25 protein-coding genes are annotated in these 25379 nt (G+C 69.5%); 11 read left to right on the plus strand and 14 right to left on the minus strand.

What is annotated here, in order from left to right; all coding sequences use genetic code 11:
- Positions 1-6: 6 nt before the first annotated feature.
- The 4 genes from murA to V3W46_RS10050 are packed head-to-tail and all read right to left on the minus strand — an operon-like array spanning position 7 to position 4578.
- Positions 7-1395: a UDP-N-acetylglucosamine 1-carboxyvinyltransferase gene (murA, locus tag V3W46_RS10035; RefSeq protein ID WP_331782967.1), complete on the minus strand. Its 1389-nt coding sequence runs from the start codon at positions 1393-1395 to the stop codon at positions 7-9.
- A 13-nt stretch (positions 1396-1408) separates the two neighbouring features.
- Positions 1409-2005 (minus strand): 3-isopropylmalate dehydratase small subunit, encoded by a 597-nt coding sequence (gene leuD / locus V3W46_RS10040; RefSeq protein ID WP_331782968.1) that lies wholly within the window; start codon positions 2003-2005, stop codon positions 1409-1411.
- Between the two features lie 2 nt (positions 2006-2007).
- Positions 2008-3474 carry a 3-isopropylmalate dehydratase large subunit gene (gene leuC, locus V3W46_RS10045; protein WP_331782969.1) on the minus strand — a complete coding sequence of 489 codons (1467 nt, stop codon included), beginning with the start codon at positions 3472-3474 and terminating at the stop codon, positions 2008-2010.
- A gap of 39 nt (positions 3475-3513) precedes the next feature.
- Entirely contained in the window at positions 3514-4578 is a 1065-nt protein-coding gene (locus tag V3W46_RS10050; protein WP_331782970.1) for a TerC family protein, read from the minus strand.
- Positions 4579-4761: 183 nt separating this feature from the next.
- On the opposite strand from V3W46_RS10050, the gene V3W46_RS10055 reads away from it, so the two are divergent.
- Positions 4762-5556, plus strand: a complete 795-nt coding sequence (locus V3W46_RS10055) for a TIGR00645 family protein (RefSeq protein ID WP_331782971.1) — start codon at positions 4762-4764, stop codon at positions 5554-5556.
- A gap of 103 nt (positions 5557-5659) precedes the next feature.
- Here V3W46_RS10055 and V3W46_RS10060 read toward each other — a convergent pair whose 3' ends face one another.
- From V3W46_RS10060 to V3W46_RS10080, 5 genes are all read right to left on the minus strand, one after another.
- A complete protein-coding gene (locus V3W46_RS10060) occupies positions 5660-6397 on the minus strand; it encodes a PadR family transcriptional regulator (protein ID WP_331782972.1) in 738 nt (245 codons plus the stop codon).
- A complete protein-coding gene (locus tag V3W46_RS10065; RefSeq protein WP_331782973.1) occupies positions 6394-7233 on the minus strand; it encodes a DUF4097 family beta strand repeat-containing protein in 840 nt (279 codons plus the stop codon). Before V3W46_RS10065 ends, V3W46_RS10060 begins: the two co-directional genes overlap by 4 nt.
- 144 nt (positions 7234-7377) lie before the next feature.
- A complete protein-coding gene (locus V3W46_RS10070; RefSeq protein ID WP_331782974.1) occupies positions 7378-7653 on the minus strand; it encodes a hypothetical protein in 276 nt (91 codons plus the stop codon).
- The gene (locus V3W46_RS10075) at positions 7650-8147 is read right to left on the minus strand and encodes a MarR family winged helix-turn-helix transcriptional regulator (protein ID WP_331782975.1); all 498 of its coding nucleotides are present in this window, start codon (positions 8145-8147) and stop codon (positions 7650-7652) included. The genes V3W46_RS10070 and V3W46_RS10075 overlap by 4 nt, the downstream gene beginning before the upstream one ends.
- 85 nt (positions 8148-8232) lie before the next feature.
- The gene (locus tag V3W46_RS10080) at positions 8233-8523 is read right to left on the minus strand and encodes a hypothetical protein (RefSeq protein WP_331782976.1); all 291 of its coding nucleotides are present in this window, start codon (positions 8521-8523) and stop codon (positions 8233-8235) included.
- Positions 8524-8664: 141 nt separating this feature from the next.
- Between V3W46_RS10080 and V3W46_RS10085 the strand changes: the two genes are divergently transcribed.
- Together V3W46_RS10085 and V3W46_RS10090 are read left to right on the plus strand one after the other, a co-directional pair.
- Positions 8665-9234: an SRPBCC domain-containing protein gene (locus V3W46_RS10085; protein WP_331782977.1), complete on the plus strand. Its 570-nt coding sequence runs from the start codon at positions 8665-8667 to the stop codon at positions 9232-9234.
- 32 nt (positions 9235-9266) lie between these two features.
- Positions 9267-10277 (plus strand): NAD(P)H-hydrate epimerase, encoded by a 1011-nt coding sequence (locus V3W46_RS10090; RefSeq protein ID WP_331782978.1) that lies wholly within the window; start codon positions 9267-9269, stop codon positions 10275-10277.
- A gap of 148 nt (positions 10278-10425) precedes the next feature.
- Here V3W46_RS10090 and V3W46_RS10095 read toward each other — a convergent pair whose 3' ends face one another.
- On the minus strand, positions 10426-12054 hold the full coding sequence (locus V3W46_RS10095) for an acyl-CoA dehydrogenase family protein (RefSeq protein ID WP_331782979.1): 1629 nt from the start codon (positions 12052-12054) through the stop codon (positions 10426-10428).
- A 173-nt stretch (positions 12055-12227) separates the two neighbouring features.
- On the opposite strand from V3W46_RS10095, the gene V3W46_RS10100 reads away from it, so the two are divergent.
- Both V3W46_RS10100 and V3W46_RS10105 read left to right on the plus strand, forming a co-directional pair.
- Positions 12228-12674: a TM2 domain-containing protein gene (locus tag V3W46_RS10100; protein WP_331782980.1), complete on the plus strand. Its 447-nt coding sequence runs from the start codon at positions 12228-12230 to the stop codon at positions 12672-12674.
- A gap of 11 nt (positions 12675-12685) precedes the next feature.
- Positions 12686-13666 (plus strand): alpha/beta hydrolase, encoded by a 981-nt coding sequence (locus tag V3W46_RS10105; protein ID WP_331782981.1) that lies wholly within the window; start codon positions 12686-12688, stop codon positions 13664-13666.
- A 9-nt stretch (positions 13667-13675) separates the two neighbouring features.
- On the opposite strand, the gene V3W46_RS10110 is transcribed toward V3W46_RS10105, so the two are convergent.
- A complete protein-coding gene (locus V3W46_RS10110; RefSeq protein WP_331782982.1) occupies positions 13676-14680 on the minus strand; it encodes an EamA family transporter in 1005 nt (334 codons plus the stop codon).
- 227 nt (positions 14681-14907) lie between these two features.
- Here V3W46_RS10110 and V3W46_RS10115 point away from each other — a divergent pair, with 227 nt between their 5' ends.
- The 3 genes from V3W46_RS10115 (at position 14908) to V3W46_RS10125 (ending at position 17948) form a co-directional block, all read left to right on the plus strand.
- The gene (locus V3W46_RS10115; protein WP_331782983.1) at positions 14908-15471 is read left to right on the plus strand and encodes a CGNR zinc finger domain-containing protein; all 564 of its coding nucleotides are present in this window, start codon (positions 14908-14910) and stop codon (positions 15469-15471) included.
- Positions 15472-15568: 97 nt separating this feature from the next.
- On the plus strand, positions 15569-15949 hold the full coding sequence (locus V3W46_RS10120) for a VOC family protein (protein ID WP_331782984.1): 381 nt from the start codon (positions 15569-15571) through the stop codon (positions 15947-15949).
- Between the two features lie 94 nt (positions 15950-16043).
- Positions 16044-17948 carry a hypothetical protein gene (locus V3W46_RS10125; RefSeq protein ID WP_331782985.1) on the plus strand — a complete coding sequence of 635 codons (1905 nt, stop codon included), beginning with the start codon at positions 16044-16046 and terminating at the stop codon, positions 17946-17948.
- A 10-nt stretch (positions 17949-17958) separates the two neighbouring features.
- Here the strand turns inward: V3W46_RS10125 and V3W46_RS10130 are convergent, their stop codons facing one another.
- Both V3W46_RS10130 and V3W46_RS10135 read right to left on the minus strand, forming a co-directional pair.
- Positions 17959-18939, minus strand: a complete 981-nt coding sequence (locus tag V3W46_RS10130; protein WP_331782986.1) for a hypothetical protein — start codon at positions 18937-18939, stop codon at positions 17959-17961.
- Positions 18926-20725 carry a S53 family peptidase gene (locus tag V3W46_RS10135; RefSeq protein ID WP_331782987.1) on the minus strand — a complete coding sequence of 600 codons (1800 nt, stop codon included), beginning with the start codon at positions 20723-20725 and terminating at the stop codon, positions 18926-18928. Before V3W46_RS10135 ends, V3W46_RS10130 begins: the two co-directional genes overlap by 14 nt.
- Before the next feature lie 86 nt (positions 20726-20811).
- On the opposite strand from V3W46_RS10135, the gene V3W46_RS10140 reads away from it, so the two are divergent.
- The 3 genes from V3W46_RS10140 to V3W46_RS10150 all read left to right on the plus strand — a co-directional run bounded on the left by V3W46_RS10140 (position 20812) and on the right by V3W46_RS10150 (position 24129).
- Entirely contained in the window at positions 20812-21690 is an 879-nt protein-coding gene (locus V3W46_RS10140) for a PfkB family carbohydrate kinase (protein WP_331782988.1), read from the plus strand.
- A gap of 148 nt (positions 21691-21838) precedes the next feature.
- On the plus strand, positions 21839-22663 hold the full coding sequence (locus tag V3W46_RS10145; protein ID WP_331782989.1) for an alpha/beta fold hydrolase: 825 nt from the start codon (positions 21839-21841) through the stop codon (positions 22661-22663).
- Positions 22660-24129 (plus strand): diguanylate cyclase, encoded by a 1470-nt coding sequence (locus V3W46_RS10150; RefSeq protein ID WP_331782990.1) that lies wholly within the window; start codon positions 22660-22662, stop codon positions 24127-24129. Before V3W46_RS10145 ends, V3W46_RS10150 begins: the two co-directional genes overlap by 4 nt.
- Here the strand turns inward: V3W46_RS10150 and V3W46_RS10155 are convergent.
- A complete protein-coding gene (locus V3W46_RS10155; RefSeq protein WP_331782991.1) occupies positions 24108-25331 on the minus strand; it encodes an MFS transporter in 1224 nt (407 codons plus the stop codon). The two genes, V3W46_RS10150 and V3W46_RS10155, sit on opposite strands and share 22 nt — an antisense overlap.
- Positions 25332-25379 lie beyond the last annotated feature (48 nt).

Consider the following 25379-nt stretch of genomic DNA (forward strand, 5'->3'; position numbering starts at 1 on the left):
TGCCGGTTACGACTCGAAGGAGAAGTCTGCTCCCAGCTTCTCGAGCTTGCCGGTGAAGTCACCGTAACCCCGGCTGATCAGCCCGACGTTGCTCACCCGCGACTGGCCCTGTGCGGTCAGTGCGGCGATGAGGTGACTGAAGCCGCCGCGCAGGTCGGGAACCTCGATGTCGGCACCGTGCAGCTTGGTCGGGCCGACGATGACCGCCGCCTGCTCGAGTGCGCGGCGGGGAACGCGACGGCCTTCGCCCTCGAGCCCGTCTTTGTGCACCGTGATGTCGGCGCCCATCTCGACGAGCGCCTCGGTGAACCCGAAGCGGTTCTCGTAGACCGTCTCGTGCACCACCGAGGTGCCGATGGCCTGGGTGAGGGCCACGATGAGCGGCTGCTGCCAGTCGGTCATGAAGCCGGGGTGCACGTCGGTCTCGATGACGACGGGCTTGAGGTCGCCGCCCGGGTGGAAGAAGCGGATGCCGTCTTCTTCGATGTCGAAGTCGCCACCGATCTTGCGGAAGACGTTGAGGAAGGTCATCATCTCCTGCTGCTTGGCGCCCACGCAGAAGATGTCGCCCTTCGTGGCCAGAGCGGCGGATGCCCAGCTCGCGGCCTCGTTGCGGTCGAACAGCGCGCGGTGGTCGTAGCCCTTGAGGCTGTCGACGCCCTCGATGAGGATGACGCGGTTGGGCTCGATCGAGATGATCGCGCCCATCTTCTGCAGCACGGCGATGAGATCCATGATCTCGGGCTCGATGGCCGCGTTCTTCAGCTCGGTGATGCCCCGGGCCCGCACGCCGGTGAGCAGAACCTGCTCGGTGGCGCCGACGCTCGGGTAGGGCAGCTCGATGTTGGCGCCCTTCAGACCGTTCGGCGCGGTGATGTTGATGCCGCTCGGGAGCTTGTCGACGACGGCACCGAAGGCGCGCAGTGCGTCGAGGTGGAAGTCGATGGGGCGGTCGCCGATGCGGCAGCCGCCGAGGTCGGGAATGAACGCGTGGCCCAAGCGATGCAGAAGCGGCCCGCAGAACAGAATCGGGATGCGACTCGAACCCGACAGTGCGTCGATCTCGGCGCTCTGGGCGATGGCCACGTTGGCCGGGTCGAGAACCAGGATGCCCGACTCGGGGCTGCCCGTGATCTCGACGCCATGGATCTCGAGCAGTCGCGACACCACGTGCACGTCGCTGATGTCGGGAACGTCGCGCAGCACGCTCTTGGTGTCGCCGAGGAGCGAGGCGACCATGGCCTTCGTCACCAGGTTCTTGGCGCCGCGAACGTCGATGCGGCCGCGCAGCGGCCGACCGCCGTTGACGATGATCGTGTCAGAGAGAAGACCCACGCGAGCGGCCGCCTTCTTCGCATCGAGGGTGAGGGATGCGTCTTGGAGGAGAGTGTTCATATAAGGGTGCTGCCTACTTCACTGGGAGTGTCTTCGGTCGCCATGATGCCCGGCGGCTCTCGAATTCTGTGATCTCTGCCTCGTTGCGCAGAGTGAGCCCGATGTCGTCGAGACCTTCGAGCAGCCTCCATCGAGTGTAGTCATCGATATCGAAAGGAAGCGTGAGGTCGCCGACCGACACGGTCTTCGTGGTGAGGTCGACGCTGATCTCGAGGCCCGGCTGCTCGTCGATGGCGGCCCAGATGGTCTCGATGTCGGCCTCGGTCAGCGTGGCCACGAGCAGGCCCTGCTTGCCGGCGTTGCCGCGGAAGATGTCGCCGAAACGAGAGCTGAGCACGGCGTCGAATCCGAAGTCGCGAAGCGCCCAGACGGCGTGCTCACGGCTGGAGCCCGTGCCGAAGTCGGGGCCGGCCACCAGAATCCTGGCGCCCTGGTAGGCGGGGAGGTTCAGAACGAAATCGGGGTCTTGCCGCCAGGCGGAGAACAGGGCATCCTCGAAGCCGGTCTTGGTGACGCGCTTGAGAAACACGGCGGGAATGATCTGGTCGGTGTCGACATTGGAGCGGGCCAGGGGCGCGGCCACGCCGGTGATGACGGATACGGCTTCCATTGCTACGCCATCCTCTCGGTGGGTGCGCCGGCGGTGGCCAGCGAATGTTCGTTGTGCTCCAAATCCCACGGCGACGAGAGGGTGCCGCGGATGGCCGTGGCCGCCGCGACGAGCGGTGACACGAGATGGGTGCGGCCGCCCTTGCCCTGCCGGCCCTCGAAGTTGCGGTTCGACGTGGATGCACAGCGTTCGCCGGGCGCGAGCTGGTCGGGATTCATGCCGAGGCACATCGAGCACCCGGCGAACCGCCACTCGGCGCCGAACTCTTCGACGATCTTGTCGATGCCCTCGGCCTCGGCCTCGATGCGCACACGCGCCGAACCCGGAACCACCATCACCCGCACGTTGTCGGCCTTCTTCTGGCCCTTGATCACCGACGCGAAGGCGCGCAGGTCTTCGATGCGGCTGTTCGTGCAGGAACCCATGAAGACGGCGTCGACCGCGATCTGCTTCATGGGGGTGTTGGCCTCGAGGGCCATGTACTCGAGCGCACGCTCGGCGTTGGCGCGGTCGTTCGCGTCGATGATCAGCGACGGGTCGGGCACGTTCTCGCTGAGCGAGACTCCCTGGCCGGGGTTGGTGCCCCAGGTGACGAAGGGTTCGAGCTCGTCGGCGTTCAGGAACACCTCGGCATCGAACACGGCGGTGTCATCGGTGGCCAGCGTCTTCCAGTACGCGACGGCGTCGTGCCAGTCGGCACCCTCGGGGGCATGCGGGCGGCCCTTGAGGTATTCGAAGGTGGTCTCGTCGGGGGCGACCATGCCGGCGCGGGCGCCCGCCTCGATCGACATGTTGCAGATGGTCATGCGGCCATCCATCGACAGAGAACGGATGGCCGAGCCGCGGTACTCGAGCACGTAGCCCTGCCCGCCGCCGGTGCCGATCTTCGCGATCACCGCCAGGATGATGTCTTTCGCCGTCACGCCGGGGCGCAGGGTGCCCTCCACGGTGATGGCCATGGTCTTGAACGGCTTCAGAGGCAGGGTCTGGGTGGCGAGCACGTGCTCGACCTCGCTGGTGCCGATGCCGAACGCCATCGCGCCGAACGCGCCGTGGGTGCTCGTGTGGCTGTCGCCGCACACCACGGTGATGCCGGGCATGGTGAGGCCGAGCTGCGGACCGACCACGTGCACGATGCCCTGCTCGACGTCGCCGAGCGAGTGCAGGCGCACCCCGAACTCCTTGGCGTTGGCGCGCAGGGTGTCGATCTGCAGGCGGCTGGTGTCATCGGCGATCGGCCGGTTGATGGCCAGCGTGGGGGTGTTGTGGTCTTCGGTGGCGATGGTCAGGTCGAGGCGGCGAACCGGCCGGCCGGCCGCGCGCAGCCCGTCGAAGGCCTGAGGGCTCGTGACCTCGTGCACGAGGTGCAGGTCGATGTAGAGAAGGTCAGGGCTGCCGTCTTCGCCTTTGACGACAACATGGTCATCCCACACCTTTTCGGCGAGGGTGCGAGCCCTGACTTCTGACATTGGTCTTCCTTCTCGATGTGGCTGTGCTATCCGCTCATTCTAACCGCGCGGGTCTGAATTGATTCCCGGCTCGCTCTCGGTCGGTGCGCTGGGTTCGGGCCCATCCACGGCCGCCGCCCCCGTACCACGCCGCCTGTCGACGCGCATCTTGACCAGGCTGGCGATGGTGGCCACGGCCATCGACACGATGATGACCCCGAGCGATGCGAAGGTCGAGATGTCGGGCACCCAGTCGATGTGCTCGCCGCCGTTGATGAAGGGCAGCTCGTTCTCGTGCAGGGCGTGGAAGACCAGCTTCACGCCGATGAACGCGAGGATGAACGCGATGCCGTAGTGCAGGTAGACGAGCCGGTCGAGCAGACCCCCGAGCAGGAAGTACAGCTGCCGCAGGCCCATGAGGGCGAAGATGTTCGCCGCGAACACGATGAACGGGCTCTGGGTGATGCCGAAGATGGCCGGAATCGAGTCGAGCGCGAACAGCAGGTCGGTCGACCCGATGGCGATGAACACGATGAGCATCGGGGTGAAGAACCGCTTGCCCGAGATGGTGGTGCGGATCTTCGTGCCGTCGAAGTCGGGCGAGATGGCGACGCGCCGGCGCAGCATGCGGGTGGCCAGATTGTCTTTCTGCGGTTCGTCGTCGTCGTGCGAGCCGAAGGCCTGCTTGACGGCGGTGTAGAGCAGGAAGGCGCCGAAGATGTAGAAGATCCAGCTGAAGTTCTCGATCAGGCTCGCGCCCAGCACGATGAAGATGGCACGCAGAATCAGGGCGATGATGATGCCCACCATCAGCACCTCCTGCTGCAGCTTTCGCGGCACCGCGAAGCGAGCCATGATGATGACGAACACGAAGAGGTTGTCGATGCTGAGGCTGTACTCGGTCACCCAGCCGGCCAGGAACTCGACGGCGTGGGTGCTGTCGCCGATCACCCACATCAGCCCCGCAAAGATGAGCGCCAGCACCACGTAGAAGACCACCCAGAGGGTCGACTCCTTCGTGGAGGGGATGTGCGGCCGCTTGATCACCAGCAGCAGGTCGCCGATCAGAATCAGCGTCAGTACGACGAGGGAGGTGATCTCGAACCAGAGGGGAAGAGCAGTCATTCAGTGGGCCTTTCGCGCGACGACAGCGGCGAAAGTCTCTCCCGCATGCCTCGTTCTGAGCCGAACGCGCACGCCCCCGCAACCGGGCCACCGACGACGGCGACCGTATTGACGACAACGGTGTGGTGGGATACTCCCCTTCATTGAGAGATTGTACAGGAACCTCCCCGTAGCCTTTTGACCATGGCCAAACCCGATTCGACCATCATCCGCACGTATCCGCCCCAGAGCGCCGGCGTCAAAGGCATCGGCTACCTGATCTTCTTCAGCCGCTGGCTGCAGGCTCCGCTCTACCTCGGGCTCATCGTCGCCCAGCTCATCTACGTGGTGGTGTTCGTGATCGAACTGATCCACCTGGCCGAGACGGTGGTGCACGATCCGCTCGCCATCGACGAGGCGAAGATCATGCTGGCCGTGCTCGGCCTGATCGACGTCGTGATGATCGCGAACCTGCTGATCATGGTGATCATCGGCGGGTACGAGACATTCGTGTCGCGCATCAACATCGACGGGCATCCCGACCAGCCCGAGTGGCTGTCGCACGTGAACGCCAACGTGCTCAAGGTCAAGCTGGCGATGGCGATCATCGGCATCTCGTCGATCCACCTGCTGAAGACGTTCATCGAGGTGGGCGACATCGGGGCGCCCGAGTCGGAAGACGAGAGCATCACCGGCGAGACCTACACGAGCGAGGGGGTGTTCTGGCAGGTCGTGATACACAGCGTGTTCATTCTGTCGGCTCTGGCGCTGGCCTTCATCGACCGCATGTCGAAGGGGCACGGCCCCGCGGCACTCGGCGTCGGTGCGGGCGTCGGCGTTCAGGCCTCGGTCGCCTCGGGCCCTTCGGCAGTTTCTGGCGCTTCGGCCGCGTCGCCAGTCGGCCCGGCCACCGCGGCGCCGGCGGCTGTCTCGGCAGATAGCCGGCCGGTCGCCGGGTACCTGATCGACGGCGTCTTCGTGCCGTCGAACAACGGCTGACCACGCCTCTGGTACGCCTGACTATGCGCCTGGCGACGCCTGGCGACGCCTAGCGACGCCTGGCCACGCCTCGCCACGCCTGGCCACGCCTCGCCACGCCTGGCTACGCCCGAAGGCTGGCCTTGAACTCCGCCTGCAGGCGCGCCAGCTCAGAGGTGAGGTGCGCGACGGCCGCCTGCGGAACGGCCGAGCGGGCGGCGTACTTGCGCAGGTCGACGCGTACCGATGAGCGGAAGGCGTTCAGCGCCGCCTCCACGTCGCGCACGGCGTCGTTGTTCGCCTGGCGGCGATCTTCGGCCTGCGTCTGCTCGGGTGCATCGGGTGTTTCGGCTGCGCCTGGCGCGCCGGTGGAGGGCGCGCCCTGCTCCGACGCCGGCACCCGCGTGCCCCAGAAGCCCGACGGCCACGACCCGGCGGAGGCCGCGTCGTCGGAGTAGGTGCGATTGGGGTCGGGTCGCGAATCGCGTGACGCGGCAGCGAGATCGGCGCGCAGGCTGCGCATGGCGTCGTTCACCCCGGCACGGAGTCCGTCGGCGAGAACACGCAGAGAGTCGGTGACGTTGTTCTCGATGGAGTCGAGGTCGTCTTGCCGGGCATCCAGTTCGGCCCTGCCGGCGTCGGTGATCGAGTAGACCGTCTTGCGCCCGTCTGTCGACTTGGTGACGAGGCCCTCGTCTTCGAGCTTCGCCAGCCGCGGGTAGATGGTTCCGGCGCTGGGGCTGTAGGTTCCGCCGAAGCGTTCGCTGAGCTCTTGGATGAGCTCGTAGCCGTGCCGTGGATGCTCGGCCAGCAGGCTCAGCAGGTACAGCCTCAGGTCGCCGTGCCCGAAGATGCCACTCACGCTGTCGCCTCGGCGGGGGCGTCGCTCTGCACAGGGGCCGCGGGGCGACGGATGGCCGTGATGTCGCCGGCGACGGAGTTGGCGTGCACCTCGGCGAACCGGCCGTCGAGCGAGCCGGTGGTGAAGTTCTTGCCCTTGCCGTAGGTGCCGCGGAAGATCGACCCGTCGAGGCTCAGCAGCCCCGAGACCGTGTTGACGGTGTAACGGGCGCCGAGGCTGTCGTCGAGGCGCACGGTGAAGTCACCCGAGACGGTGTTGTTGTCGATGGTGTCGACATCGCCGTCGAGGTCGAGGAAGACGGTGGCGGCGACGCCGTCGGCCGAGAACCGGCGCACGGCCCCGCTCACGGTGATGTCACCCGTCACGGTGTGCGCGCCGACGTTGCCGATGTGGTCGCTGATCGAGATCTCGCCGTTGACGGTGTTGATCTCGATGTCGCCCTCGACGCCGTCGACGACGATGTCGCCGTTGACCGAGCTGACTTTGACGTCGGCACCGAGGCCTGAGACGAGCGCGCTGGCGTTCACCACCCCGAACTTCACGAGGGCGGAGCGGGGCACGAGCAGGCTCACATCAGCCTTCGCGGTGCCACGGAACGAGGCGAACACGTCGATGAAGTTGTCCCAGCGCAGCTGGGGATGATCGATCTCGAGGTGATCGCCGTCGATCTGCACCTTCAGGTCTTTGCCGAGCACCGAGTGCACCTCGACGCGGGCGCCGGGCTCGTCGTGGCCGATGATGTCGATCTTGCCGCCGATGAGGCTGATCTTGACCGAGCGCACCAGGTCGAGATCGATGACTTTGGGCCCGCTGACGAGCCACTTCTCCAGCGCCATGCCGGACTCCCTTCGCTACGAGGGCAACTCGCGATATATCGCGTGTTGCTCGAGATCACTGTACGCATCCGGGTGGGGCAAAGTCAAGCTATATCGCGTTTCGGGTGGGGGTGTCGGGGTGAGGGGCGGGATGGGGCGGGGTGCTCAGCGAGCGACGACACGGGGATGCTCGCGCCAGGCCGGCATCGTGGCCATGTAGTCGAGCGTGGCGCTCTCGACCTGCTCGGGCGACTGCCCGGGGTGCGACTTCGCCTGCCACAGCGACATGCGGCGAAACCGTTCGTCGAAGCTCTGCAGCTCGCCGGTGGCCTCGTCGGTGCAGTGGTCGCAGTACGGCCCCGACTCGATGGGCATGCCGCAGCTCTGGCAGGTGAGCATGGTGGTGGTGTCGGTGTTCTCGGTGTGGTCGGTGGTGCTCATGAGGGTGTCCTTTCGGGGGTGGCGGGGTGCGGGTGGTGTGGGGTGGGTAGAAGAGGAACGGCGGCGGTCTGGGAGACGACGGCGACCAAGGCGCGCAGGGAGGAGAGCAGCGATGAGCGCTCGTCGGCGGGCAGCTGCTGCAGGGCATCCGTCAGCAGGCGCTCACTGAGCACCTGCTCGTCGCGGCGCAGGCGGTCGAGGCCCTCGGGAGTGAGCCACACGAGGGTGCGGCGGCGGTCGGCCGGATCGGTACGGCGTTCGAGCAGGCCCTTGAGCTCGAGCTGGCTCACGATGTCGCTGACCACCGACTGCGAGCGGTCGAGGTGCTGGGCCGCCTCGCCGATGGTGAGCGGGCCCGTGAAGCAGAGGTGGGTGAGCACGGCGCGGGAGGCTCCGGTGAGGGCGGTCTGCTTCTCGTCGCGGCGGTGCAGGCCGAGGTAGACGGCGCGGAACAGCTGCTCGAACTCGGCCGCGGCGCCTGGAACATCGTTCATGGCACCCACTTTCGACCTCTTCGAAAGCATCGTCAATGCCGATGTGTCGCCGATCGGCCGCGACGAGGCGACCGGTCGCCGGCGGTCACTGGAACGTGCGCAGAAGCAGCCAGACCGAACGGTTCAGATCGAAGAGAATGTCGAACACGTAGGCCTCGCCATCGTCGGCGGTCGCCTGGAACCGCCACGCCGGGGCGCGGAGGGGCGGATGGGTGAACGTCGTGGCGTCGAGAAACTCGTCGGGTTCGACGTTCGGGTAGATTCCGGCGAGCGGGGTCGGCGAGTCGGTCACACGAAACCGGCGCGAACCCCAGACCAGCCGGTTCGGCCGCCCGTCGTGCAGCCAGACCATCACCACTTCATCGAGCTGGATCACACGTTCACTCCTTTCGCACCGCGGCCGGGACGCCGGGCGCTCGGCCGACACTGTTCGAACATATGTTCGAATGAAGCGACTCTAGAGCGCTGATCGATGACACGCCAAACGAATGTCGGAGCAGGTGATTACGGTGAAGCCATGACAAACACAACCTCGACCTCCTACATCGACATCGCTGCCGGCGCCGACCGGGTGTGGGCGGCGGTGACCCGACCCGACCTGGTGCAACGCTGGCAGTACGGCAGCCGGCTGATCACCGACTGGAACGTCGGCGGCCCGATTCGGTTCGTCTCGGAGTGGGAGGGGCAGCGGTTCGAGCAGTGGGGCACGGTTCTGTCGGTCGACTCGGGGCGATCGCTCGCCTACACGCTGTTCGCCCCGCGGCCCGACCTCGCGGATGCCCCCGAGAACTACTTCACGATGACGTACACGCTCGAGCCCGCGCCGTCGGGGTCGGGTACGCGCATCACGATCGTGCAAGATGATCCGCGGCCGGCGGCGCCCGGTGAGGAGTCGTTCGGCGACGACTTCGGCGACGACGATGGCGGGTTCGGCGACGACTTCGGCAGCGACGGCGGGTTCGGGGGTGACTCTGGCGACGGCGGGTTCGGCGATGGCACTGACGAGGGCGGGTTCGGCGATGAGGATGGGGGCGCCGACACCGCGAACCCGGTGCTGATCGCGCTGAAGGAGCTGTGCGAGGCATAGCGCGACGGATGCCCGGTGATGGAGTCGAGGGAATGAAGACCTACACGGCCGCTCAGGTGCGGGAGGCGGAGGAACCGCTGCTCGCGGCGGGCGTGCCACTCATGGCACGGGCATCCGCCGCCCTGGCCGCCGAGACGCGAAAGATGCTCGCCGAGCGCCGCGCGGCCGGTCGCGGCGCGACCGCGGCTGGCGGAGTGGCCACCGATCATGACAGGAGCGCAGATGGCGTGGTGATCGGCGAGTTCGCCGACGGCGCAGGGGTGCCGGGGCCGGCGCGAGTGCTGGTGCTGGCCGGGTCGGGCAACAACGGCGGGGATGCGCTGTTCGCGGCGGCGCGGCTGGCGCGCATCGATGGGGCGGTCGTGTCGATCGTTCTGACGAGTGACCGCGTGCATACCGAGGGGCTGGCAGCCGCCCTCGACGCCGGTGCGACGCTCATCGGTGACGAAGGAAGCGATGCGGCGGTGTCTGGAGCGGCGTCCACGGCGGCGGAGGTTGCGTCGTCGTCGGTGGCGGCGACGAAGCACGCTGGGTCGGAGGCGGCGACCCAGCAGGCTGGGTCGGAGGCCGCGACCCAGCAGGCTGGGTCGGTGACGGCGACGAAACACGCTTCGTCGGTGGCGGCGACGAAACACGCTGGGTCGGTGGCGGCGACCGAGCAGACTGGGTCGGTGGCGGCCGCCGCCGCCGCGAGTGACGTGATACTCGACGGCATACTCGGCACCGGCACGAGTGCCGACCCCGCGCTGCGCGGTCGGGCGCGGGAGGTGGTGGCGGGCATCCGGAGTGTTCTGCAGAGCATCGACCACCGCGAACGTGCCGACGTGGTGGCGGTCGACCTGCCGAGCGGTGTCGGGGCAGACGACGGGGCAGTGACCGATTCGACGGTGCTGGCGGCGACGGTCACGGTCACGTTCGGCGGGTGTAAGCGTGGGTTGCTGCTGCATCCGGCGGCGCGCTACGCCGGGCGCGTGGTCGTGGCCGACATCGGGCTGGGCGCCGAGCTCGACCGGGTGGCGGCGCGGGACCCCGCCGCCGACTGAGCACCCCCTCCGCGCGACCAGGCGCTGCGAGTGAGCGATCGGCACAGTCGGCCCCGCCCAGAGGCCGCGTGAAGTCCGCGTGGAGCCCGCGTGGAGCCCGCGTAGAGCCCGCGTGGGGGCCGAGTGGAGGCCGTGGAGGCCGGGTGGGTCAGGCGCGAGCGATGATGTCGGCGAACGGGGTGGCGGCCGGGAGTTCGCCGTAGAGACGCCCGCGGGTGGGGGCGAGGCGCGACTGCGCGAAGGTGTCGCCGATTGCGGCCGGCGCGTGGCGGAGCAGCAGCGAGGCCTGCAGCGCGACGGCGAGGGAGCCGACGAGGCGGCGCGCGCTGACGGCGGCTGAGGCGGGGTCGAGCCGGGCTTCACGGACGAGGCGGCGGGTGGCCTCGAGGTGCTCGTCGAACAGGCGCGACGTGCCGGCGGCGAGCGCGAGCTCGTCGTCGAAGGCCTCGTATGCGTCGAAGCGCCCCGCCTCCCCAGCGCCGAGCGCGCGCAGCACGTCGAGGGCGATCACGTTGCCCGAGCCCTCCCAGACCGCCATGACGGGCTGCTCGCGGTAGCGGCGGGCGAGCGGGAACGCCTCTGTGTAGCCGTTTCCGCCCAGACACTCGAGCGCCTCGGCGGCGTGGCCGGGGCCGAGCTTGCAGATGTAGTACTTCGACACGGCCGTGGCGAGCCTGCGGAAGGCCCGGTCGGCGTCGGAGGCGTCGTCGTCGTGGGCGCGGGCCAGGCGCAGCGCCGTCGCGGTGGCTGCCTCCGACTCGAGCGCCAGGTCGGTCACCACGTTCGTCATGGCGGGCTGGTCGACCAGCAGCGACCCGAAGGCCGAGCGGTGCCGCACGTGCCAGAGCGCCTCGGCCGCGGCCTGCCGCATGCCGGCCGTCGTGCCCAGGATGCAGTCGAGCCGGGTGCGCGACACCATCTCGATGATCGTCTTGACGCCGCGGCCCTCCTCCCCCACCAGCGTGCCGAGCGTCTGGTCGAACTCGACCTCGCTCGAGGCGTTCGAGCGGTTGCCGAGCTTGTCTTTCAGGCGCTGGATGCGGAACGCGTTGCGGCTGCCGTCGGCGAGCACGCGTGCCACGAGAAAGCAGGAGAGTCCGCCGGGCGCCTGGGCTAGCACGAGAAACCCGTCAGACATGGGCGCACTGCAGAACCACTTGTGGCCCGTGAGCAGGTACGTTCCGTCGCCGAGGCGAGTGGCCACGGTCGTGTTGGCCCGAACATCCGACCCGCCCTGCTTCTCGGTCATCGCCATGCCGAACAGCGCCGACGTGGAGCCGAGCGCCGGGTCGTACGAGCGGCTGAGCAGGCGGGGCATCCACTCGGCGGCGAGCCCGGGGGGTGCAGACGACTGGATGACCGGCACCGCTGCGTGCGTCATCGACACTGGGCAGGCGTGCCCCGGTTCGACCTGCGCGAAGAGCATGAAGGTCGCCGCACGGGCGACGTTGGCGCCGGGCCGGGGCGCCGCCCAGGCCGAGGTGTGCGCCCCCTCGGCGACGGCAGCCGAGATGACGCGGTGGTATGACGAGTCGTACTCGACCTCGTCGAGGCGGTTGCCGTACCGGTCATGCGTGTGCAGCTCGGGCTCGACACGGTTCGCCCGCTCGGCGTCATGCTGGAACTGCGGTGTCGCGACATACCGGCCCACCCGCCGCAGGTCGTCGAGCGCCCACCCGGCATCGTGACGCGTCACCGCCTCGACGAGGGCGACGTTGCTCGTGAACTCGTCGACGTTCTCACGCGGCGCGACCTGATTGAAAACCGTATGCGTCATCGTCGACGACCTCCTGCTGCCCCTTTCAGGCTAGCGCTACGGGCCGACGGTCGGGGCGCGTCGCATCGGCGCTCAGCGGGCGTCGTGTCGAGCGCAGCGGGGCGGGCGCAAGGGGGCTCCGGATGCACGGCGGAATGCCGCTCGCCGAAGGGGTTCGGGGCTACGATGGGCGCGTGACTGACATCGCGCCAACCCTGCCTCCCGTCGTCGTTACCTCTGTGCCGGCGGCGGTGACCGCGGGAACTGCCGATGCGGGCGCTGCGGATGCCTCGACCGGCGGGGCGACCACGACCGGCGGTGCGACCACCATCGTCTACGTCAACCCGCCCGCCACGGTGGTGGCCCCCGGGTTGCCGGCGGCGGCCGGCGCACCCGGTGGGGCCGGCGCGGGCACGCTCGTGCACCCGTCGCGCAAGGGAGCTTCGCTGCTCACCGCGTACGCGCTGTTCTTCTTCTTCGGCTGGACGGGTATGCACCAGGTCTACCTCGGCAACACCCTGCGCGGCGTGAGCTACATCTTCACGTTCTCGTGGTTCACGCTCGCTCTCTGGGTCGACCTCTTCACCCTGCCCTCGCAGGTGCGACGGGTGAACACCGAGAGGATGCTCGGCCTGCGGTAGGGCTGACGACCATGGCCAATCAGCTCCACCGCCTGCCCGACGGCAGAACCCTCGGAGTCAGCTCGCTCGGCGATCCCGGGTCGCGCCGGCTCGTTCTCGTCTGCCATCCCACTCCCGGCGCGGGCGGATTCGACCCCGATCCGAAGGCCACGGCCGAGTCCGGCCTGCAGTTCCTGATGATCGACCGGCCCGGCTACGGCGCCTCTGACCCGGTGGCACGCGACGTCGACCCGACCATCCAGCAGCACGCCGACGACCTCGCCTCGTACCTGTCGTGGTCGGCGGGCGCCGCCACCAACGCGACCACCGCCGACTTCGGCAGCATCGCGGTCATCGGCTGGGGCGCCGGCGGCGGGTCCACGGCGTTGTCGCTCGCCGCACGCCACCCTGAGGTGGTCGATCGACTCGTCATCGTCGGCACTCCGCGGGTCGACGGCCCCGGGCTGATCGATCCGGTGCGCCGGCTTCTCGGACTGTCGCGCATCGAGGCCTTCTCGCCGCGCTCGCACCTCGACCGGGTGATCGCGTCGCACGGTGAGATCGGACTGCAGACGCTCGGCATCGGTGCCGGTTCTGGCGCCGGTTCCGGTTCGGCGACCGCAGCCGCGGCCGCGCCCGAGCACGCAGCGCCTCACGGCTCAGGCGACGCCGGGGCAGGCCAGACCGGCGGGTTCGACGTGTCGGCGCGCCCGGGCTTGCGCGGCCGCATCGAACGGATGCTCGGCGACTCGTCGCGACAGGGCGCCGCTGGCATCGCCACCGACCTGCTCGCCTTTCGCGACCGATCGTGGGCACTCGATCTGCCGGCCATCACGGCCGACACCCTGCTCGTCTACGGAACCGACGACCCCCTGGCGTCTGCCCGCGACGGCAACTGGTACCGGCGGCGCATCTCGGGTTCGCGCGTGCACGAGGCGAAGGGTGCCGATGCCTCGGTGTACATCAGCGAGTGGCCGCGCATCCTGCAGCACGTCGCCGACCGCTCGCAGTAGCCGGCGCCGTCAGCCCAGCTGGGGCGGAACGGCGAACGATCCGCTCTCGGCTGCGGGAGCGTCGACCACTTCTGCGTCTGCCGTCTGACCCGGCTCGGCGCCGGCCCCGCCGCTGTCAGAGCGTACGAAGCCGATGCCCACCAGAATCAGCGCGCCGCCGACCAATTGCAGCAGCGACAGCTTCTCGCCCAGCAGCAGCCACGCGTAGAACGTCGCCGCCACCACCTCGAGCAGCCCCGCGAACGACGCCAGGCGCGACCCGAGCATCTCGCTGGCCGTGATGCTCGCCGCGTAGGCCACCGCGGTGGCGAGCACGCCCACCGCGAGCAGTGGAACCCACCACGCCACCGGAGAACCGAAGAGAGCGACATCGCCGAACGACATGGTGAACGGAACCAGCCCCGTCAGCCCCACGACCAGCAGCATCAGCGCGCCGATCAGCAGCCCGAAACCGGCGAACGCCACGGTCGGCAGGCCGTCGCTCGGCCGGGCCGCGACCACGTAGTAGACGGCGCAACCCACCATCGCGACGACCGCAAGCAGGTATCCGAGGGCGTCGAACGTGCTGGCGCCGCCGCCCGGCGACACGACCAGCACCAGTCCGGCGAGCGCCACGACCGAACCGACGAGCACGACCACCCGCGGCGCCCGCCGCGTTCGGGCCCACACGAAGGCCACGAGCAGCAGGGGCGCCATGTACTCGATCAGGATGCCCGACGACACCGGGATGCGCTGGATCGCCGCGAAGTACACCAGCTGCGTTCCTGCCACGCCTACGCTCGCCATCGCGAGCACCCGCCAGCGCGCACGCCAGAGCACCGCCCAGCGGCCGCGCAGCGACAGCAGCGCGAACGGTAGCAGCACGAGCCCGCCGATGAACGCGCGAACGGTGACCGCGGCGGCCGGGCTCCAGCCGGCCTCGAGCAGCGGCTTGATGAGCGCCCCCGACATGCCGAAGGTCGCCGCGGCGAGCACGGCGATGGCGAGTCCGGTGGTGGTCGACGAGCGTTTCATGGTGGGGTGCCGATCGGTTGGTGAGGGCAGGGTGTGAGCCGCACGGTGCGATTTTGTACGATGTGACGTCGCACGGTGTGACCCGCACGGTGTGATTTTGCACGGCGTGACGTCGCACGGTGTGACCCGCTCAGAACGGCTTCGCCGAGCCGACTGGATGCCCGCCTCAGGCCCCTCTTGCTGGCCACTGAGTACGACGGTAGTCTCGTCGCAGGTAAGGAGTCAATTTGCATTTTGCCCCTGACACGGAGGCGACGCTGGAGTTCACCGTCGACCTCGCGAACACGGTTGCCGGCGCGACCAAGAGCGGCCTCGACGAGATCGCCACGCCGGCCCAGCTCACCGCCCTGCTCGACCGCCACCGCTACACCGGGCGGTTCGACCGCGACGAGGCCGAACTGGCCGAGGTGCACACGACGCGCGCCGATCTGCGGCGCATCTGGCTGCTCGACCGCGACGCGGCGGTGGTCGAGGTGAACGCGATGCTCGAGAACGCCCGGGCCCTTCCGCATCTCGTGCGGCACGACGACTTCGACTGGCACCTGCACGCCACCGACCAGGGCGCGCCGCTGGCCGAACGCATCCGCGTGGAGGTGTCGCTGGCACTGGTCGACGTCATCCGCACCGCTGAGATGGGTCGCCTGCGGGCCTGTGCCGCCGACGATTGCACGGGGCTCGTCCTCGATCTCTCACGCAACGGGTCGAAGCGGTTCTGCAGCGTGCGGTGCGGCAATCGCGTCAACATGATCGCCTTCCGGCAGCGCGCTCTCGACGACGTGGCGGGAGGCTGAGGCGATCGGGCGCCCGCGTCCATCCCTTGCCAATGGCCGGTGCAGGGCCCACAATCATTGCATCCGGCCGCCAGGGCCACGATCGAAAGGCACGTCAATGACGAACGGCCCCGCATCTCCGAAACCTGTCGACTACTTCGAGATCGGCACCCCCGACCCCGCAGCCGCCCAGGCCTTCTACGGCGCTCTCTTCGACTGGCAGTTCGGCGAGGCGTCGGGGCCGGCCCAGTACCGTGCGATCAACGGCACCGGCGGCGGCCTGTGGGACACGACGAGCATGGGCGGCCCCACCTGGGCCGTGTTCTACGTGCACGTCGACGATGTTCAGGCGGCCTTCGACCAGGCTGTGCAACTCGGAGCCTCTGTTGCCCTGCCCCTCATCAACAACGGCGCAATCGAGTTCGCGCACCTGGTCGACCCGGCCGGCAACCGGTTCGCGATCTGGAACGAGCTGCCCGCTGAGGCCGCTGCCGAGTGACCGGGAATCTCGCGTGTGCACGGTGTCTACTACGCTCGTGCTAAACGAATCTCATCATTGGCGAACCAATTGACCGAGGAGAGGTGTGCAAAGCGTGGCAATTGACAGAAGTTTAGCTCTCGACGAGCCAGCGATCAGCGCCCTCCTCCGCACCGACCACACCGGGTTCCTGCGCGTGGGCGACACGACCCGCACTCTGCACGGAACGACGGAGGGCGAGGCGCTGCAGGCGCTGATCCAGCTCATCCAAGACGAGGCGTCGCACATCGGCCGGCCCGTGCGGGTGACCGTTCGGGCACGCACGGGGCTGAGCATCCTGCTCGCCGCCCCCGACGGTTCGATAGAAGAAGAGAGCTTCGTACCCTTCGAAGAGCTGCCCCAGCCCTGGCCGCCGCCCGAGACCCCCGAGGCGGAGTCAGGCGAGGTGGAGCCTGTCGAGGCGGAGGAAGCCGAGGCGGAGGAACCCGAGGCGGGAGAGTCTGAGCCGGAGCACTCCGACTCAGACGCCGTCGAGGCGGAGGAGGTTGAGGCGGAGCACTCCGAGCCAGACGCCGTCGAGGCGGAGGAGGTTGAGCCGGAGCACTCCGAAGCGGAGCAATCGGAGCCGGGTGCCGTCGAGGCGGAGCAATCCGAGCCCGTGGCCGACGAATCGGAGCACTCCGAGCCCATTTCCGACGAATCGGAGCACTCCGAGCCGGACGCTGTCGAGCCGGAGGAGTTTGAGCAGCAGGCAGGCGAGCAGGAGGCAGGCGAGACCTTGTCATCGCCGGTCGCCGCGGGTCGAGTGATCGACAGCGACGTCGACGACGACGACGACGAGGTCATCAGCGAGCAGGCGCCGATGCCGGCACCCGTCTCGGCCTCACCGCCGGCCTTCGAACCGGAGCCGGAACCCGAGCCCGAGCCCGCGGTCGCCGAGCCGCCCCTCAGGGCGGCACCCGAACCAAACTCCCTGGCCACTCCAGCCGAACCACCAGGAACACCAGGAACACCAGCGCCACCCGCCCGCGAGGCACAGCCGCACGCGAGCACACCCCAGACACCAGCACCGAAAGCACCCATGTCAGCTCAAACCCGTCGTGACCTGCTCGACGCACCCTCGTTCCTCGCGCCGACCACGGTCGCCGATCCGGCGCAACGAGGGTTCGCCGGCTTTCTGAACAAGTTCGGCTTCCACCGTTCGCCCGGCCCCCGCGAGAAAGCGGAGCGCGCCGACATCGAGGGAGTCTCGAGGCACTTCGACGCCCACCGCACCGTGAGCGTCATCAACCGCAAGGGTGGCGCCAACAAGACGCCGACCGTCGTCAACCTCGCCGCGGTCTTCGCGCGGTACGGCGGTGGCGGCGTGCTCGCCTGGGACAACAACGAGACCATGGGCACGCTCGGCTGGCGCACCGAGCCGGGCGCGCACGGCTCGACGGTGCTCGACGTTCTCGGCAACGCCGACGACCTGCTCGACGCCCGCGCCGAGTTCGGCCAGATGTCGAGCTTCGTGCACCACCAGCAGGCCGACAAGTTCGACGTGCTGCGATCGGATGAAGACCCGTCGGGAATTCACGAGATGACGGCCGACGAGGTCGACATCGTGCACAGCATCGCCGCGAAGTACTACCGGCTCATCTTCATGGACTCGGGCAACAGCGACCGCGCCGAGAACTGGCTGCGCATGATCGACCACACCGATCAGCTGGTCGTGCCCACGACCACGATGGAAGACCGCGCCCAAGCCGCCCTGCTCACACTGCAGGCCGTGCAGAGCCGCAGCGAGAAGGCCGCCGACCTCGCCCGCAACGCCGTGGTGGTGGTGTCGGAGTGGCAGCCGAAGGAGTCGAGCATCTCGCAGCGCATGGCCGACGACTTCAGGCCGTACGTTCGTGACGTGGTGATCGTGCCGTTCGACCCCGCGCTGAAGGCCGGGCGCATCCAGTACGACGCCCTGAACCAGGCGACGAGGCGGGCCTGGCTCGCCGCAGCCGCATCGGTGGCCAGGGGCCTCTAGCCTCTAGCCTCTAACCGTCGAGGTCAGGAAAGTGGGGCCCGAAGAGCGCGCGCAGCCGCTCTGACACGGTCTGCCAGTCGTCGTCGATCGACGCGTTGACCGCGCTGCGCATCATGGCGGCAGCGGCGTCGACGAGGTATCCCGTTTCGATGCGTTTCGACATGCTGGCGGATGCCCGAACCCCCGGCTTGGCATTCGGGCTTGAAACGTCGGTGAGGGTCATCAGGTCGTCGGCCGCAAGCTGCTCGAAGGCCCAGCACAGATCCCACAGTGGGCTGAACGACGGCTGCTGCAGGGCCTGCCTGATGACGGCGGTCTCGAGGTAGTACGACGAGACGGCAGCGCGCACCCGATGCTTCCACGCCAGAACGAGCCTGATCAGCGGGCGCATCGTGCCGTCGTCGACTCGGTTCAGCAGAATCTCGCGCGCCCCGACCCGGCTCGCCACCCAGTGCCTGGCGGCGTCGGCGACCAGCACGATGTCGCCGCCCGGTGCGGCCAGGCCGGCCGGTGCCTCGAAGGCCGGCACGAGACGGATGCCCGGCGGCACCGATCCGACTGCACCGGCGCCGGTCAGCCCAGCGCCCGCGGCGGCCACCACCCGCGAGGGCAGGGCACCCGACGGCGCCGTGACGGCGCTGCCGCTGGTCAGGGGCGCCACGAGTGCGTTCACCGCGTCGCCCCGCCCCGACGCCACCGTGTTCACGAGGTCGACGGCCCGGGCCACCGAGCTCGGCTTACCCGACAGCACCACCAGCACGTCGAACCAGCTGCGGCCGCCGACCTCAGTGCCGTGCCGGTACGAGCCGGCGTCGACGACCCGCAGCACCCGTGGGTCGCCCGCGAGCGCATCGGCCACACCGTCGCGGGCCGCCGTCAGGCGAGCCCGCTCCTGCTCTGGGGCGCGGGTGATCTCATCGAACTCCCGGAACGCCGACTCGATGTTGTGCAGCACGATGCCCGCCACCCACTGCGCGTCAGCGGTCTTCACCGATGGCGCGGATGCTGCGCAGTTCGTCGGCCAGTTCGGCCGCGCCCGGCGCGCCGGCCTGGCGGGTGACCGCGGGGCCCACCTCGCCCTCTGCGCCCGCCGCATCGGCCGGCTGGGCAACCGGCGAACCGGGCTCGGCGCCCGCCCCTGGCGAGCCGGCCACGGAGCCCGCGCCCTGCTCGCGAAGCGCGGCCAGCAGCGCGGTGCCGTTCGGCACGCCCAAGCCGGTGCAGGCATCCCACCCCGGCCCGGCCTCGAACGACCCGTTGTCGCCGACCGTGACGTCGCGCAGCCCCGAGGTCAGGCCGTACAGTGCGGGCTGAAGCAGCCCGAGGCCGCCGGAGCCGAGCGACTGCACGAGGCGGGCGACGAGGGCTGCCCAGAGCGGCGCCACCGCGCTCGTTCCGCCGTAGACGGCCCGGGTACCGTCGACCAGCACCTCGTACCCGGTCTGAGGATCGGCGTTCGCCGCCACATCGGGCACGCCGCGCCCGCCGCCCGCCGAGCCGGCCACCGGAACGCCGGCTCCCCTCTGCCAGGCCGGCAGCCCGAAGACGTCGCTCACGCCGCCGCCGGTCGCACCCTTGCCTGCACCGTTGTTCCACACCGTCTCCGAGCTGACCGTGCCCTTCACGGCGACCAGTCTGGTTCCGCCGCAGGCCAGCGCATGCGGGCTGGAGGCCGGGAAGTCTGCGTGGTCGCTGCCGTCGGTGGCTCCGTCGCTGCTGCCGTTGTCGCCCGCGGCCGCAGTGACCGTCACGCCGAGCGCCGCGGCGTCGAGCAGGGCGTCGTCGAAGGCGGTGCGGGCCTGCGCTGTCCACTGGTCTTCGCTCTGGCCCCAGCTGATGCTGATGGCGGCGGGGGTCGGTGTCGCGTGCGCGGCGGTGGCGACGGCGTCGAGAAAGCCGGCGTCGGTATTGGGTGCGAAGTAGACGAGAATCGTCGCGGCCGGTGACAGCGCACCGACCACCTCGATGTCGAGCAGAACCTCGCCGTCGGCCCCCTGCGGGTCTTGGCCGGGCTGGTTGTCGGCGCCGTCGACACCGACGGCTGTCACCGTGGGCACCGCGAGGCCGAGGCCGCCGAAGTAGGTGTCGAGGTCGGACTGCTCGAACCCGCCGCCGAGCTCGATGATGGCCACCGTCTGGCCCGTGCCATCGGTGTCGGCGGGAAAGTCATAGATCTCGCCGAGTTCGACCGGCGTGTAGCTCACCGTGGTCGCGTGCGCCTCGGCCACCCTGAACTGCGCTCGCGCCTGAGGCCGGTCGTCGAGCCCGAGCACAGCGGTGACCACCCCGTCGAGGGCGGCCGGGATGCTCAGGCCGCCGCTTCGCCGACGAGCCGACGAGTCGCCGGCCGTGACCTGCAGCGAGGTGCCGAAAACACGGTCGAGCGTGGGCACCGGCGCTGAGATGCGCACCCGTCGCGACGCAGCGTCGGCCGAGAGCACGGTCACGCCGAGCGACTCGAGCGTGCCGGTGACGAGCGCGACATCGTCGTCGCTCGCCCCGTACTCTGCGCCGAACGACGAAGCGGAGACGAGCGGGCCGGGCGCGGCGGCGACGGCCGAGGGGTCGAGGGTGTTGGCCCGCCGCAGCACGAGGGTGGCCTCGCCGCTGACCGACGCCGGGTCGGCAACCGGCTCGCCGCTGCGGGCGGCTGAAGGATGCCCGCCGACGGGCTGCTCGCCGGCCGACGGCCCGCCAGGGGCGGCCGGTCGCTCGCTGCCCGGCAGGGGTACGAGCTCGAGTGGTTCTGCCTCGTCGGGCGACTGGGAATCTGTCATGCCCTCTGTCTACAGCCATCCTCCGACACCGACAAGAGGTTGCGCAGGGGGCTTCGGGCCGAGTCGAAAAGGTACAATGGACTGTGATGACGAGCCGGCCGATGCGTGTGTGCATCGTCGGCCACATCTGCATCGACGAGAACCCGAGGGGCTCCGAGCCTGCCGTTCGAACGCCCGGTTCGCCCGCCGTCTTCATCGTCGGCGAGTACGCCGGCCTGGCCGGCATCGAGACCACGGTTCTGGCCACGCACGGCACCGACTTCAGCCGGCTCTCCCCCGGCACGCCGCTCGCGACGCCGCCCGGCCGCTCGCCCTCGCTGCTCTACCGCAACTACTTCGTCGACGGGCGCCGCCGGCAGGAGTGCCGCAACACGCAGAACGCCGCCCCGCCCGTGCTCGACGGCACGGCGCGGCGGTTGTTGGCCGAGGCCGACGTGGTGATCATCGCTCCGCTGCTCGACAACTTCACCCCGGACTACCTGGCGGGGGTGTTCGCGATCGTGTCGCCGAGCGCGCTGCGGGTGCTGCTGCCGCAGGGCTATTTTCGGGCGGTGGCGGCAGACCAGAGCATCCATCAGGCCGACTTCACGGAGCACGCCCGCATTCTGCCCGACGTCGACCTGGTGGTCTTCTCTGACGAAGACTGCACCGACGCCCTCGACCGCGCGGTGGAGTTCTCGCTCTCGTCGCCGCGAACGCGCATCGTGGTCACGCAGGGCGAACTCGGCGCCACCTGCGTCGAGCAGGGGGTGACGCATGGCATCGCCGCCTCGCCCATCTCGTCGGTCGACGAGCTCACCACCATCGGCGCCGGCGACGTGTTCAGCGCGCATCTCGCGCTGGCCTGCGTCACGTCGCGCGACCTGCGCTCGGCCGTCGCCACCGCGAACGAAGCGGCGGCATCGTTTCTCGATCAGGGCCAGCGCCGGCTCTCGCCGACAGACTCGACCCTGCTGGCCGGCTAGCCGCAGGGGTAGCCCCGCACCCCACACCCCGCACCCGACACCCCGCAGCCGCCAACAGCCGCCCGCTCGCCGCCAGCCCGGCACGACCCCCGTTCGAGGCACCCGGCCGCTAAGCTGGGCGCATGAGCCGTCTGGGGAGTACGACACTGTGACCATCGTTGCGCCGAGGGAACGCGCCGACGAGATCGTGGCCCGCAACCACGTCACCATCAGCGGCGCCGCGACAGGCCGACCGATGATGTTCGGGCACGGCTACGGCACGAGCCAGAACATGTGGCGCCTCGTCGCGCCGCAGTTCGCCGACGACCACCGGGTGGTGCTGTTCGACCATGTCGGCTCGGGCGACTCCGACCAGGGCGCCTACGACCGCAGCAAGTACGACTCGCTCTACGGCTACGCCGACGACCTGCTCGAGATCGCGCACGCGCTCGACCTGCACGACATCGTGTTCGTCGGCCACTCGGTCAGCTCGATGATCGGCTGCCTCGCCGCGATCGCCGAACCCGAGCTGTTCAGCGCGCTGGTGCTCGTCGGCCCGTCGCCACGGTACATCAACGATGCCGAATACGTGGGCGGGTTCGAAGCGGCCGATGTGGATGCCCTGCTCGACTCCCTCGACGCGAACTACCTCGGCTGGGCATCCGCCATGGCCCCCGTGTTCATGGGCAACGCCGAACGGCCCGAGCTGACGGCCGAGCTGAACGACAGCTTCGCGAAGGCGCGGCCCGAGGTGGCGCGGCAGTTCGCGCGCGTGACCTTTCTCTCTGACGTGCGGGGCGAGCTCGGCAAGGTGACCACGCCCACCCTGATCGTGCAGTCGACCGACGACATCGTGGCGCCGGTGGTCGTGGGCGAATACCTGCAGGGCGAGATCGCGGGCAGCAGGCTCGTGGTGCTCGAGGCCGACGGGCACTACGTGCACCTGTCGAATCCGGGCAAGCTCAGCGACACGATCCGTTCGTTCCTGCCGTGACCGCGACGCAGGGTCCGGGCGAGCCGCCGGCTGGGGCGGAAGAGGATGCGGCTGCGACGATCGCGGGCGATCCGCTGGGCCCGGCCTCGGGCGACCCGTTCGAACGTGCCCCCTGCGGCCTGCTCTCGACCACGCCCAGCGGCGTCGTGACCACTGCCAACGAGACGTTCCTCACGATGGTCGGGGCGAGCCACGACGAGGTGGTCGGCCACTACGTGATGGAGCGTCTCACCCGCGGCAGCAAGCTCTTCTATGAGACGCGGCTGATGCCGCTGCTGCGCAGCCAGGGCAGGGTGAACGAGATCGCGCTCGAGCTGCAGGTGCCGGGCGCCGACGTGCTGTCGGTGTTCGTCAACGCTGTCGTCGACCGCGCCGCGGGGCACGAGGCGATTCGGTTCGCCGTGTTCGACGCCACCCTGCGACGGCACTACGAGCGCGACCTGCTGGCGGCCCGCCGGGCAGCCGAACTGTCTGAGAAGCGGGTGCGAATCCTGCAGTCGGCCACGACCGGCTTCGGCGCCGCCGACACCGAGCTCGACCTGGCGACGACCCTCGTAGACGCGGCACGGGCCGCCACCGACGCGTCGCTCGTTCGCGTGTACTTCCTCGACGAGACCGGCGACCTCGTGCCCGTCACCGCCGACACTCTGCCGCCGATTCCGCCCAATGCCCAGTCACCGGTCGCCGAGACCGCGCGCACCGCCACCACCCTGCTCTGCCCCGACTCGGCCACGCTGGCGGCACGCTTCCCGGCATCAGTCGACGACCTGCACCGGGAGCGCATCGAGTCGCTCGCCGCGGTGCCGATCCTCGAGTCCGGCGCGGCGACCGGCGTCGTGGTCTGCGGATTCGGGCGCCCACGGCAGCTCGAGCCGAACACCGTGCACCTGCTCGAGTCGCTGGCCGAGCAGTCGGTGCTGGTGCGCCAGCGCATCCGGCTGCGCCAGCAGGTGGTCTTCCAGTCGCTGCACGACGCCCTCACCGGCCTGCCGAACCGACTGTTCCTGCAGCGCCGACTCGACCAGGCGCTCGCGGCCGCGCAGCCGGGCGACAGGGCGATCGCACTGGTGTTCATCGACCTCGACGGCTTCAAGGCCATCAACGACAAGCTCGGCCACCGCGGCGGCGACCTTGTGCTGCAACAGGTCAGCGAGCGGCTGCGCGGCGGGGTGCGCGGCAGCGACACCGTCGCCCGGCTCGGCGGCGACGAGTTCCTGGTGGTCTGCGAGGGCGTCGACGAGGGGTCCATCCTCGATGTCGCCGAGCGCCTTCGACTGTCGATCCGCCGCCCGCTGGTCGGCGACGCCGCCGACCTGCCGCTGTCGGCGAGCGTCGGCGTGAGCCTCTACCGCGCCGATGCCGATCGTGACGACGTGACCGGGGAGACGCTCATCCGCCTCGCCGACGAAGCGATGTACGAATCGAAGCGCGCGGGCAAAGACCGCTACACCTTCGTCGAGGTCTGAGCGGCCAGGGGCCGCAGCGGAGCGCGCGACCGCCGGCGCACCACGTAGCCCAGCTGGAAGAGCAGCAGCGCGAGCGCAACCGCCACCGCACCGAAGTCGGGGATGGCCTGGGCCCCGCCCGCCGCGAGCGCAGCGGCCCCCACGGGCGGGGCGATCGCGATGCCGAGATACATCGCGGTGGTGTACCACGACAGCGCCACCCCCGAGGCCGCAGGCTCAATGCTGATCAACCGGTGCTGCACGGGCGGCACCGCCGCGAAGGCCGCGACGCCCCACACGGCGAAGACGGCGGCCGTGGCGAGGTAGTTCAGGTCGATGATCGGCAGCACCACGAGCGCGGCGAGATGGATGACGAAGAAGATGCTCGCGGTGCGACGGTTGCCGAGGCGATCGGTGAGAAACCCCGCGCCCACGTTGCCGACGGTTCCAGCCAGACCGTAGACCAGCAGCAGCACCGCCAGCAGCGTGCCGTCGCCGCCGGTCGCCCCGGCCGTCACCTCGGCACTGAAGATGTACACGATGTTGAAGCCGGCCGTCATGAAGAGGGCGGCGCCGAGCGCCAGCACGATGCGCGGGTCGGCCAGCGGCGCGAACCGCGCCTTCAGGCTGACCGGATGCCCGAGCGGGATCTGCCGCACGAACAGCGCCACCAGCACGGCCAGCACGGCCGCGAGCGCCGCCACGATGAGCAGCGGCAACTGCCAGCCGCCCACCGCCCCGAGTGCTGTACCGAGCGGAGAGCCGAGCGCCGTCGCGGCGGTGAACCCGAGCAGCACGAACGCAATGGCCCGACCCCGCTTCTCGGGCGGGGCGAGTGACGCCGCGGCTGCTGTCGCCGCGGGCACCAGCGCCGCGCCGCCGAGGCCGGCCACGATGCGGCCGGCGGTGAACAGCGCGAGGGTGTCAGACCCTGCGGCGGCGGCCGTGCCCAGGGCGATCAGCACGAGACCGAGCGCCATCAGCGTCGTGCGTGACAACCGCGGCAGCAGAATCGCCACCGCCGGCGCCGCGACGGCCACCACGATCGCGTAGAACGTGATCGAGTAGCTCACCGCGCCCAGCGGAACATCGAGTGTCGCTGCGATGTCGGGCAGCAGGCCGGCGATGACGAACGCGTTCGTTCCCACGATGAACAGGCCCACGGCGAGCAGGGCCAGCCGTGGGTAGAACCCGCGCGGGTATGATTGTTCGATGTTCGTCACACTGTGAGTATATCCGATAGTTTGATGAACGTCGAACGATAAGAGAGG

This window comes from Subtercola sp. YIM 133946, from assembly GCF_036553535.1.
Taxonomy (GTDB): Bacteria; Actinomycetota; Actinomycetes; order Actinomycetales; family Microbacteriaceae; genus Subtercola.